Origin of the sequence: Trichormus variabilis 0441, from assembly GCF_009856605.1 — a bacterium.
GTDB classification, from domain to species: domain Bacteria; phylum Cyanobacteriota; class Cyanobacteriia; order Cyanobacteriales; family Nostocaceae; genus Trichormus; species Trichormus variabilis.
The window spans coordinates 1,130,456-1,142,490 of sequence record NZ_CP047242.1 but is presented as its reverse complement, the minus strand read 5'-3'; the positions used below and the strand labels follow the sequence as shown (position 1 = coordinate 1,142,490).

The 12,035-nt window shown below is 42.4% G+C and carries 10 protein-coding genes; 4 read left to right on the top strand and 6 right to left on the bottom strand.

Features of this window, described 5'->3' with window-relative positions:
• Window positions 1–15 precede the first annotated feature (15 nt).
• Window positions 16–447, top strand: coding sequence for a nucleoside deaminase (locus tag GSQ19_RS04470; RefSeq protein ID WP_011321593.1), 432 nt, complete (start codon window positions 16–18; stop codon window positions 445–447).
• 177 nt (window positions 448–624) lie between these two features.
• On the opposite strand, the gene leuS is transcribed toward GSQ19_RS04470, so the two are convergent.
• Window positions 625–3,243, bottom strand: coding sequence for a leucine--tRNA ligase (leuS, locus tag GSQ19_RS04465; protein WP_011321592.1), 2,619 nt, complete (start codon window positions 3,241–3,243; stop codon window positions 625–627).
• An 87-nt stretch (window positions 3,244–3,330) separates the two neighbouring features.
• Here leuS and GSQ19_RS04460 point away from each other — a divergent pair, with 87 nt between their 5' ends.
• A complete protein-coding gene (locus GSQ19_RS04460; protein ID WP_041456514.1) occupies window positions 3,331–3,798 on the top strand; it encodes a gamma-glutamylcyclotransferase family protein in 468 nt (155 codons plus the stop codon).
• Here GSQ19_RS04460 and GSQ19_RS04455 read toward each other — a convergent pair.
• The 3 genes from GSQ19_RS04455 to GSQ19_RS04445 all read right to left on the bottom strand — a co-directional run bounded on the left by GSQ19_RS04455 (window position 3,795) and on the right by GSQ19_RS04445 (window position 6,207).
• Window positions 3,795–4,400 carry an anti-sigma factor family protein gene (locus GSQ19_RS04455; RefSeq protein WP_011321590.1) on the bottom strand — a complete coding sequence of 202 codons (606 nt, stop codon included), beginning with the start codon at window positions 4,398–4,400 and terminating at the stop codon, window positions 3,795–3,797. The two genes, GSQ19_RS04460 and GSQ19_RS04455, sit on opposite strands and share 4 nt — an antisense overlap.
• A gap of 155 nt (window positions 4,401–4,555) precedes the next feature.
• Window positions 4,556–5,212 (bottom strand): sigma-70 family RNA polymerase sigma factor, encoded by a 657-nt coding sequence (locus GSQ19_RS04450; RefSeq protein WP_011321589.1) that lies wholly within the window; start codon window positions 5,210–5,212, stop codon window positions 4,556–4,558.
• 800 nt (window positions 5,213–6,012) lie between these two features.
• Window positions 6,013–6,207: a hypothetical protein gene (locus tag GSQ19_RS04445; protein WP_011321588.1), complete on the bottom strand. Its 195-nt coding sequence runs from the start codon at window positions 6,205–6,207 to the stop codon at window positions 6,013–6,015.
• A gap of 230 nt (window positions 6,208–6,437) precedes the next feature.
• On the opposite strand from GSQ19_RS04445, the gene GSQ19_RS04440 reads away from it, so the two are divergent.
• Window positions 6,438–7,256: a L,D-transpeptidase gene (locus GSQ19_RS04440; protein ID WP_011321587.1), complete on the top strand. Its 819-nt coding sequence runs from the start codon at window positions 6,438–6,440 to the stop codon at window positions 7,254–7,256.
• 70 nt (window positions 7,257–7,326) lie between these two features.
• On the opposite strand, the gene GSQ19_RS04435 is transcribed toward GSQ19_RS04440, so the two are convergent.
• Together GSQ19_RS04435 and GSQ19_RS04430 are read right to left on the bottom strand one after the other, a co-directional pair.
• A complete protein-coding gene (locus tag GSQ19_RS04435; protein WP_010997428.1) occupies window positions 7,327–7,866 on the bottom strand; it encodes a late competence development ComFB family protein in 540 nt (179 codons plus the stop codon).
• Window positions 7,867–7,994: 128 nt separating this feature from the next.
• Entirely contained in the window at window positions 7,995–8,933 is a 939-nt protein-coding gene (locus GSQ19_RS04430) for a M23 family metallopeptidase (protein ID WP_011321585.1), read from the bottom strand.
• A gap of 426 nt (window positions 8,934–9,359) precedes the next feature.
• Between GSQ19_RS04430 and GSQ19_RS04425 the strand changes: the two genes are divergently transcribed.
• Entirely contained in the window at window positions 9,360–12,029 is a 2,670-nt protein-coding gene (locus tag GSQ19_RS04425; protein ID WP_011321584.1) for an MASE1 domain-containing protein, read from the top strand.
• Window positions 12,030–12,035 lie beyond the last annotated feature (6 nt).

Sequence of the window (12,035 nt, the reverse complement as noted above, 5' to 3'; positions counted from 1 at the left end):
TAAGGAAGATAAAAAATGGATGAGTTTATGCAGGTCGCCATTCAAGAAGCAACACAAGGTAGACAAGAAGGAGGTATTCCCATTGGTTCCGTGCTTGTCAAAGATGGCAAAATTCTCGGCAGAGGACATAATAAACGTGTACAAGACCGTGACCCTGTTACTCATGCCGAAATCGATTGTCTCCGTAATGCTGGCAGAATTGGCAGTTACAGAGGTACCACATTATATTCAACCTTAATGCCGTGTTATTTATGCGCTGGGGCTGTGGTGCAATTTGGTATTAAGAAAGTCATCGTCGGTGAATCTAGAACTTTTCCTGGCGCTAAAGATTTTATGGTGTCTCACGGTGTGGAAGTTATTGATTTAAATTTAGATGAATGCGAACAGATGATGAGTGAGTTTATTCAAGCCAATTCTGAACTATGGAATGAGGATATCGGCAATTAGATGTTTTTCATAACCACAAAACACGGAGCTTTCGTCAAACCTCTGTGTTTAACAATAAAAAAATGCCGTAATCCCTTGGTGGGTATTACGGCAGTCATGATGAACTGACTGAGGAAAAGACAACTTTAGTACGCCGACCTCTAAAGTTCATGCTTTTCTCCAGAAACAAACAAATAGTTAACCAACGACAAAATTAACTAACTTTCCAGGTACGACAATTACCTTTTTAATTTCCTTACCTTCCAGGTGACGCTGCACAACTTCTGATTCGCGGGCGTATTTCTCCAACTCAGCTTTATCAGCTTGTGACGGAACTTGAATATCAGCACGCTTCTTACCATTCACTTGAATCACCAAAGTGATTTCATCGGCAACTAAAGCGGCTGGGTCAAAAGCAGGCCAGGTTTGCGTATGCACTGATTCGCTATTACCCAATAGTTGCCACAATTCTTCAGCAATATGTGGCGCAAAGGGAGCCAGCAACACCACTAATGTGTGGATACCTTCAGCATAGACCCGTGAATCTTTGCCGTTAGCATCAGTAAGGGCATTGCTTAACTTCATCAACTCAGAAATAGCAGTATTAAACTGATACTCATCCTCTAAATCTTCTGTCACCGACTGAATTGCACTGTGAATTGCCCGCCGTAAATCTTTTTCTGACTTGCTCAATTCACCAGATTTATTTTTAGGGTTGACCCCAGATGCAACATAATCTGTCACCAAACGCCAAACCCGATTTAAAAAGCGGAATTGTCCTTCTACATCAGCTTCATCCCATTCCAAATCTTTTTCTGGCGGCGCTTTAAATAAGATGAACATCCGTGCTGTGTCTACACCATATTTAGCAATCACATCTTCTGGTGCGACACCGTTGCCTTTAGATTTGGACATGGTGGCATAAAGCCGTTGCAATGGTTCACCTGTTTGGGGGTCACGAGGGTCATTGGGGTTAACTAAATGGGAAGGAACCCACTTATCTTTCCCCCCCTTGTTCGGATTGAAGTAAGTTAAACCTTGTACCATCCCTTGAGTTAACAAACGTTCAAAAGGTTCATCAAAGTTCAACAAGCCGCGATCGCGCAGCACTTTAGTAAAAAACCGGGAATACAATAAGTGTAAAATCGCGTGTTCAATACCGCCTACATATTGGTCTACGGGCATCCAGTCATTGGTTTTTGCTGATTCAAATACCTGTGCTTCGTTCCTAGCATCAGTAAACCGCAAGAAATACCACGAGGAATCAATAAAGGTATCCATCGTGTCAGTTTCCCGTTTGGCAGGACTACCACAGGTAGGACAAGGCACATTTACCCAGCTTTCCAACTGTGCCAACGGTGAACCACCACGTCCAGTAAATTCCACTTCTTCTGGTAAGATAACTGGCAAATCTTTGTCTGGCACTGGTACTATCCCACAGTTGGGACAATGAATTACAGGAATTGGTGCGCCCCAATAACGTTGCCGAGAAATCAACCAGTCCCGCAAGCGATATTGAATACGTTCTTTGCCAAAACCTTTTTCTGTGGCATATTTCACAATCGCTTGCTTGGCATCTGTGGAAGTCATACCAGTAAAAGCCCCGGAATTAATTAAGATTCCTGGCTCTGTGTATGCTTGGTTATATTCTATTTGCACGACTTGTGTGACTTCTTCTGTCTCTGATGTCGGGCTTAAGTCAAAACCTGCTACATCATCAGGGGCTGCAATGACAAAATCAATGGGTAAATCATATCTCTGAGCAAATTTAAAATCCCGTACATCATGGGCAGGTACACCCATCACAGCCCCAGTACCATACTCGTACAGTACATAGTCGGCAATCCAAATGGGTACTTCTTCCCCTGTAAACGGGTTGATTGCCTTACCGCCGGTTGCTACACCGCGTTTAGGTTTATCTTCGGCGGTACGTTCCAACTCGCTTTGATTTGTCACCTCTTGAATAAAGGTGTCTACTACTGCTTGTTGAGTTTTGCTGGTGACTTGTTTGGTGAGGGGGTGTTCTGGTGCCAATACTACATAGCTAACACCGTAAACTGTATCAGGCCGGGTGGTATACACAGCAATTTTCTCAGTGCTGCCGACAATGGGAAATTCTAAATATGCGCCTACAGATTTCCCTATCCAGTTCGCCTGCATCAATTTGACGCGTTCTGGCCAACCGGTCAATTTATCTAAGTCGTTTAATAATTCTTCAGCGTAGTCGGTAATCTTTAAAAACCACTGCCTGAGCAATTTACGCTCAACGATCGCGCCACTGCGCCAAGAACGACCTTCGTTATCAACCTGCTCGTTTGCCAATACGGTTTGGTCAATGGGGTCCCAGTTGACGGCTGCTTCTTTTTGGTAAGCTAACCCCGCTTGCAAGAACTGTAAGAAAATCCACTGTGTCCATTTGTAATAGTCTGGCGAACAGGTGGCAACTTCGCTATCCCAGTCAATAGATAAACCAAGACGCTGCAATTGTTGCCGCATTTGGGTAATGTTTTGATAAGTCCAGTTGGCAGGAGGTACACCACGGTCAATGGCGGCGTTTTCTGCTGGTAAGCCAAAGGCATCCCATCCCATTGGATGCAGTACCCGATACCCTTGCATTCGTTTGAGGCGGGCAATCACATCTGTAATTGTGTAATTACGGACGTGACCCATGTGTAGGCTGCCCGATGGATAGGGAAACATGGATAGAGCGTAGAATTTTGGTTTATTGCTTTGTGTTTGGGTCTTATCTAAACCAAGTTCTACCCATGTTTTTTGCCATTTTTCCTCAAGTATTGCGGGGTTGTATCGGGAGTCCACCAAAAATTCTCCTACTGGCTCTGTAATCTTGTTTGCCTACATATTGTAGATGATGGTAGGCAAAGGAATCAGTCGGTTAAAAAAGGGATGACACAATTAAAAACAAAATTTTCCGGCGGAGTGCGGGTTTTTGTTTACGGCACTCTCAAACCAGGTGAAGTAAATTATCAAAGATATTGTGCTGGCAAGGTAGTGTCAGCCGAAAAAGCAACTACACTAGGCCAGTTATTTGCTTTGCCAATGGGCTATCCAGCCATGACGACGGGGGAAAGTACCGTTCATGGATATTTACTTTCTTTTGCTGATGTAAGGATTCTAGATGCTTTAGACACGCTAGAAGATTATCAGCCTGAGCGAGAAATGTCAGAGAATCTTTACAATCGCCTGGAGGTTAAAGTAAAAAATCCCCTGGGTTTGTCTCTCGGATGGGCTTGGGTATACTTAATGAACCCAGCCAAAGTGGAGATGCTAAAGGGTACTCACTTACCTGATGGTTGGTGGAGTAGACACAATAGATGTCGGGACCAAACTGCCGACTACACATTTGGAGATTAGTTGATATCTGGGGGAATCTCTCCTAGTTGTGGCTGCGGCTGTATAAATTTGGTAGGTGAGGCTACAGCCGCTTTAGGAATTTCAATTACTGGGTTGTTCAAGGCTATCATGGGCAGTGCATCTGGCGTGGTGACAGCTTGAGTAGGCTGTTCTTGGGGTTGTTGGGCTAGTTGGGGTATGCCAGTTTGCCGCCCTGGTAGCCAGTTAGTAACAGCACCAATCACACAAGCTGCAACAGCCGCACCACCTAATTTCCAAGCTAATCGAGAACGGCGGTTAACTTTGGCAAATACTTGCTCTGCTGTTGTTTCTGGTGATTGTTGGGCTGTTGGTATGGGCATAGTTCGTATGCCTTGCCTTAGCTTTAATAGTCGGGAATAGAGGCGCTGTACTGCCACATCGTTGGCTAACCAGTCTTCGACTTGCCGACGTTCTGCGGCTGTCACCTCTCCATCAAGGTAAGCACTCAATAATTCAAAGCGATCGCGCTTCACCATATCCATAGCACCCGTTGCTTCGTTGGTATGCCTAGCCATCTTTTGTGGTAAATCTCTCGAAAATTGCCGCCGACAACGGTCATTAAAATTAGAATCAGTAGTCATACTAACATTATTACCAATTCATCCACGGGCAGAAGGGGGACAACCTTGAGAGGTTTATTAATTCTTTTAATGATGGCAAGGGCATGATACAGGTTCCTCACAATTCTTAATCAATAGTTAAATTCTCCCACAGGATAGATTAAGGATATTGTAAATTAGGCATCAAGATAAGTTTGCAATTGAGTTTGCAATCTGGATCTAGCTCTAGCAATTCTCGACTTGACTGTTCCCAAGGATACACCTGTGATTTCGGCGATTTCTTCGTATGCCATACCCTCGATTTCTCTCAGAACAATGGTAGTGCGAAATACTTCTGGTAAATCCGCGATCGCCTCTCGCAGTTGTTCGTAAAATTCTCTAGTTGTCAGTTCTTCCTCTGGCCCTGGTGTATCTCCAGCAATTTCCCAATCCATTTCGCCATCATCTACAGAACGGGGAGCATCTAATGACAAAGGACTTACAACCCGCTTGCGTTTACGCAATTCGTCATAAAACAAATTAGTGGCAATCCGGCTTAACCAGCCCCTAAACTTAGATGGTTCTTGCAATCGGTTAATATTCCGATACACGCGAATCCAAACTTCTTGAGCCAAGTCGGCTCTGTCTGACCAATCAGGGGCTAAGTGATACAAAACTCTATCAACCTGGGTTTGATAGCGGCGCAATAGCTCGGCAAACGCAACACGATCAGGACGCAGCCCTAATTGACAGCGCAAAATTAAATCGTGGTTAGAGAGTTTGTCAACTTGCACCGATGCTTCTGAACACCTCGCATCAACCGTTGACCAGGATACAGTAATCGATTGACTCATAGATCGTACTGGCGTTAATTCATCCCTATCTATTAGACCTGCTAATGGGCCGCTTGTTCCTGAATTACGTGACGGATTTAAGACTGTAACACTGACTTCTGCGATATTGGGTGCATTTGGTCTGACGCACAAGGTCAATCTTGTTCTTGGGGATTATTTTTGTTCATCTGCCCAGTCAAGGCTATATTACATATGGTTGTGGAGCTAATGCCAAGTGACTGATTATAGTTGACATAATCATAAATATATGATTAAGGCTATTTAATCAATATGCAGATTGTTATCTACTAATTAAGTAACTGTGCAACTGGTTTTCATAGAAAATTATCTATGTATAAGAAAGATAAAAAGGGAGGAAAGTAATTTTTATATAATTTTTGTGGCGATTTTACCAGATTGACTTTACTATTTCTAAAGCATCTTAATTTAGTGAAAAATAAGTCATAATTTCAGTACCTTTCAAACCCAATATAAATATGAATTTATGACATCAGAAACTGTACAAGTTTGTCTTCTAGAATCTAGGAGATATGTCCGATTTTCTTGCTTGGGCAATAGCCATGTTGATTATGATGAAATAGAAAACTTAGTTATTTGGCTGACAGAAACTAGCTCTATTAGACTCTATTATTAGTAATAATACCAACCTAAAAAAATAATGAGGTAGAGTGATGCACATCATCTAGATACAAAAAGTAATTCTCAACTCAAATTAAAAAACTACCTCGCTAATGCTTTTCAGTCGGATACTGGGAAAACATAGTATCAGAAATTTCTGGGACTGTAGTAACTGGAAAGTGTCATTTTTCCGGTATTTTGACCAAAATTGTTGTTGATGTATCTATATTTTGTTGATAAATAGCACCAGAATTGGTTTGATCAGGGACGTGAACCTGAAAAAATAAATTGAGGGCAAATGTAATCGTGACTGCTAGCCATAGTTTTTCTAACATGGTCTTTCTCCCACCCACACCACTAAAGATTGATTGCTGCACTTGGAAAGTGCCGCCGATAAGTTCGATGTTAAAAATTCTCTCCTCGACACTTCAGCGAAACAAATTTCTGCTCCAGAATTTGTCTATTTGTAATGCCTATATATCCTTAGTCTGCCCAAGTGTATAGGCATAGTTATGAGGGAACAGATAAGAATTTATAAATTCTTGATAATTAGAGAATAAAAATATTCAATTAGTCTGCTGAATATGTCAGGGATAAACAATAGGCGATGGCAATGGTAAGAAATGAATCTGTAGGGCGTATGGTAATGTTTCTTTGCTTTGGCACAGCCATATTATCGTTAGCTGTGCATTGGCGCATTACTACAGCGCAGGGTCAGTTTAAAAAGCCAGTCTCCACCACAACAAACCGCCCTGGAGAGGTTTATAAGGGGGGTTTAGGCGAAACCGCTTTTGGCGCACCTGCACCTTTTGGTGCCACTACTCCAGATAAACTATCTCAACCGCAGTCTTCGGCTATTAAATCTCATAATAAGTCGGATACTGTTAGCCAAAATGTAGCTTTAGCGACTAACTCACCTAAAAAAACACAGTTATTAACACCAGAGTCAAGAAAAAACGCCGATTTATCAGATCAAAGCCAGTTACGATTATCTCAACCTGCGGCACATAGAAAAACATCTAATAAGCTAGAAAATGCCAAGAAGGAAGTGGTGGTTGATTTAAGCGATCGCCGCACTTATGTTTATTCTGGAGATGTAGTGATAGCTAGTTACCCAATTGCTGTAGGTAAGAGGGGTTGGGAAACACCTACGGGTACTTTCAATGTGTCACATATGGAACATGATCCCATCTGGCGACACCCCATCACAGGCAAAGTGTTCCCTGCTGGTGTTGATAGTCCTTTAGGGGAAAGATGGATTGGTTTTTGGTCTGATGGACGTAATAAAATCGGCTTTCACGGCACACCAGACACTCATCTTCTGGGAACAGCTATTTCTCACGGCTGTTTGAGGATGCGTAATTCTGATGTCCGTTTGCTTTATGACCAAGTAGAAGTGGGGACACCTGTGATAGTACAGGATTAGTCAGTTGTAAGTAGTCATTGGTCAGTGGTAAAACCAAAAAAGTAACGACTAACAACTGACAACTGACTAATTATGAAGATTTCTGCTCAAAACTAGGGGCGTAGACTTGTAATAAACTGCTAACTTGACGCAAGACTTCATTGCCAGTGGTTTTTGTGGACACAGGTGTTCTGTTGTCGTTTGGCTGATCAAGATTAAGGTTGATTGCCTCACTTACCTGCTGGGCGATTAATTCCTGAAGTTCTGCTTTGGCGCGTATGCGCTGGTAGCTAGCACCTTCTTCTGTGGTGGCGTATAAGGGGGGTAAGCGGTTGAGGGCATAAGCGGCAATATCCCCGACATCGATGGAACTCTCGCTAGTAGCTTCAATTTCTGCTACTCTGGCGATCGCTTCGGTTAATACCAACTCTTCCATCACGTTAATGAACTGCTTGCGAGGAACCGCCACTACCTCACCAGTCAATAACGCTCCCATCAACCTATCCAACGCCATATACTCTTCTATCGAGAGTTCTGAGGCGTTATCACAGATGCGTCCAACTTCTGCTTCCATTGCTGGCGTAAGATAACCATCCTGGAGAGCTTGTTCTACAATTTTCTCGATACTCATAACGCTCATCTTAAATTTAAGCCACCCAAGCAAGGTAAGGACGGAACCGATTCAAACTTATTTTGTCTAACTCATTATCGACAAAAAATATACAAAGTCAACAATAGAAACGATTAATTACGCCTCTATTATTCAAAAGTTTTGTTTTTCCATGAGGTTGGGTCAATAGACTGACCGTTAACATACAGACCCCAGTGTAGGTGCGGCCCGGTAGAAGCCCCTGTAGAACCCACTGCGCCAATTAATTGTCCAGCTTTTACCAAGTCACCTTCTTTGACATTAATTCGACTCAGGTGCATGAAAATACTGACAACTCCTTGGCCGTGGTCAATGCCAACTACGTTACCATGAACTCTAAATCCTTGGGCTACCCTGCCTACTAAAGCTACCTTACCAGCAGCCGGGGCAACTACACGCGAACCGGCTGCACCAGCATAGTCAAGACCGCGATGGTAGTAGTCATTGGCAAATTTCCCGTTGTAGTAGCGACGTACACCATAAAGTGTGCTGAGTCGTCCTGTATTTGGTCTCAGGAATGGCCCATTCCAATACTTTTGTGATGTTTGTAACGCTTTAAAGGCTGCAACACGGTTGAGTTCGTATTCAGTCGCACCATCAGCAGATTTCCCTGGTGGTAAAGTGATGCGCTGTACAGGGAACTTACGAGTAGCTACTGGTACAGATAATTCTTGAACTTGACCATCACCAAATACTCTAATTTTTCTAGTGCCTGGCTTTTCTAGGGGTGTCGTGGGGATAAATGCCCGATACTTATTGGGTGCTACTTCAAAAGCTGGGTAAGTTTTCTCGCCAACAGATACGGTTGGGTTATTGGTATTGTCTGGATTATCTAAATTGATCACTACAGAAACTGTGTCCCCCAGGCGGGGATTCTTGGGATTTACCTGTACTTGCAAAGCTTCTACCGGTAATGCCAAGGTAATAGGCAAGGCAGCACATAAACCTATAAATAAATTGCCTGGCAAAAAATGATTGCGTTTATCTCCTCTAATATCAAAACTGCATTTGTTTTGTTGATAATTACTATTCGGAATCTTGGTAATCATATAACTCAATAAAGATTTTTTACTTCTGTTGAGAAACAGACTAGCTGATAGTTGCTAGAGTTTCCTGGCAGAGGCAAATTTTTTTGACCATAAGGTTACGGTCTTTAGAAATTCTCTATGGACTAAACTATACTAAGCGTAATGTATAAAATTGCAAATGATAATTATCTTAACTATCAAGCACTTGCAAAATGCGAAAATTGGATGAGATATTGGTAGTCTGACAGTATGTGATTGTCTTTGACTAACTATATCTGATCTCCTACGCTAGTCTGATATGGCTGCATATTGTATTACTCCCCAGTCTAAATGGAAAAGACGAGAAAAAGTGTTTTCATATGTACTGGTGTAGCAGTTCATAATGCCTACTGGTAAAGTCTTGACTGCATGAGCTGAAGCACAAAGCACCCTTCGATGATGTAACTCATGACAGACTCTATGAAAATTGCCATTATGCGTAGATGGCTGATGATTTCACTTTTGGGCTTATTCGCTCTGGTTATTGCTCATGGGATGGCGCTGATTTACCGCATTCAGCCGGGAGTGTCTTTGTGGTTTCCTCCATCAGGTGTGGCGATCGCTTTAACTTTTTGGTTCGGCCCTTGTGGTATTATTCTCACCGGATTGGCTTCTTTTCTCATGTCGCCGTTTTGGGGTTTACATGGTTGGGAGCGATTAATAGCTTTTGTCGATATCATCGAGCCTCTGAGCGCTTGGTTACTGTACCGCCGTCTCTGGAAGGGTTCCCGAACCATTAATACCCTCAAGGATGCCACTCTTTTTACTGTTAGCGCCCCCCTCGTCGCCTGCGCTACTTTGGCGACAATTGGTAGTTTATCTCTTGTCGCTATAGGCAAAATGCCTCTCGCTGGTTTGAGTCATAACATACCCCATTGGTGGTTAGGTAATGCAATTGGAATCATGGCGATTGCGCCTACTGCCTTATTAGTTTTTACACCCTATTTTCAATCTCAAGGCTGGTTACACCGTACCGAACCACTAAATTCTGGATTTGTTTCTCGAAATTTCCGTCCTTCTTTGCACCTCTTATTAGAATTCAGCGCCATATTACTACTTTGTTTAGCTATAGCAACCTTAACAGTGGCTGAAACTAATCAAAACGGATTTAAGTTACAACAGTTGTCTTTTTTAGGCTTTGTTCCAGTTTTATGGGCTGCAACCCGCTTTGGCGTAACTAGTGGGATGTTAACTTCAAGTTTCTGTGTATTAGTAACGCTATTTGCTTACTTAGTTGCTTACCCTAAAGCAATGTATTTAGCCACTTTTCCAGTACAAGCAGAAGTTTTACACGTCCACAAATTGAGCTTATTGGTACAGTGTGCTGTGAGTTTATTTGTGGGCATTGCTATTACTGAAAGGTCAAGTATTCAAGTAGAGTTAGCAGTAGAAAAAGTGCGTCGTGGGGAATACCAAAGCCGCGCAGAATTATCAGAAAAACTTATCCAACTCAATGAATCACTGGTGGAAATCAATGATTGTTTAGAAGAATCTCATCGAGAAAAGGATGAATTACTTCGGCGTGAACAAGCGCTCCGCAGTCGGTTGAGCAATATTTTGTCAAGTATGACTGATGCTTTTATTGCTGTGAATCGAGATTGGGATATTACATATTGCAATCACCAAGCGGCAAAAATTCAACATTTAGAACCAGAAGACTTGATTGGTAAGAACTACTGGGAACAGTGGGCGAGAACTAAAGGTACAGACTTTGAGCGAGAATATAGGCGATCGCTAGCTGAAAATATTCCAGTCCATTTTGAGGTATTGTACGAACTATGGGATATGTGGTTTGAAGTCCACGCCTATCCGGCTGAAGATGGCTTAGGGATATTTTTTCGGAATATTACTGAACGCAAACAAGCAGAACAAGAACGGGAATATCTGCTGATGCGTGAGCAAATTGCTAGAAGCGAAGCTGAGAGAGCTAATCGTTTAAAGGATGATTTTCTGGCAGTTCTTTCTCACGAATTGCGTACTCCACTTAACCCGATTTTAGGTTGGGCAACTCTACTGAAAAAGCGGAATTTGGAAGAAGCTACGCGCCGACGGGGGATAGAAACAATTGAGCGGAATGCTAAATTACAAATTCAACTTATTGAAGATTTATTAGATGTCTCTCGCATTCAGCAAGGGAAATTAAATTTAAATATCCAGTCGGTGAATTTAGTTAATACGATTGAAGAGGCTTTGGAGACCGTAAGTCTAGCAATAGAGGCGAAAAATATTGATGTTAAAACTGCACTAAATGTCAATGTTTGTATGGTTGCAGGTGATGCTGCTCGTTTACAACAAATTATCTGGAACCTGCTTGCTAATGCCATTAAATTCACTCCTCCCGCAGGACAAATACAGGTAGCTTTAGAAAGAGTTAATAATTCTGCCCAAATTCAAATTCAAGATAATGGCAAGGGGATAAGTTCAGAATTTCTACCTTATGTCTTTGAGTATTTTCGTCAAGCAGATGGCACAATAACAAGACAATTTGGCGGTTTAGGATTAGGGTTGGCTATTGTTAAGCATCTCACAGAACTACATGGTGGCACAGTAAAAGCAGAAAGCGCAGGGGAAGGAATGGGTGCAACATTTACAGTCAATTTACCATTAATGCTTAACGCGCCGCAGATAGTTCCACAAGTGGGGCAACCAGATAATACTTGGGGTTTAGCTGGACTGTATATTTTGGTAGTAGATGATGATGTTGATACAGGCGAATTCCTGACATTAATGTTAGAACAATCTGGAGCCGAAGTAACAGCCGTGACATCAGCAGGTGAGGCTTTAGAGGTAATAGCGAGAACTAAAGTCGATTTGCTCTTAAGTGATATCGGAATGCCAGGAATAGATGGTTATATGTTGATGCAGTTAATTCGAGCCATGCCTTCAGCAAAAGGTGGTAAAATTCCAGCGATCGCCCTAACTGCTTATGCTGGAGAAATCAACCAAAAACAGGCACTAGCTGCTGGCTTTCAACTGCATTTAGTTAAACCCGTAGAAGCAGAAAAGTTACTTCAGGGTATATCAGAGGTTTTAGCTGCTTCACCGCCAGAATTTAGTTACGTTTCCGTAGAAAATTAAAAATAG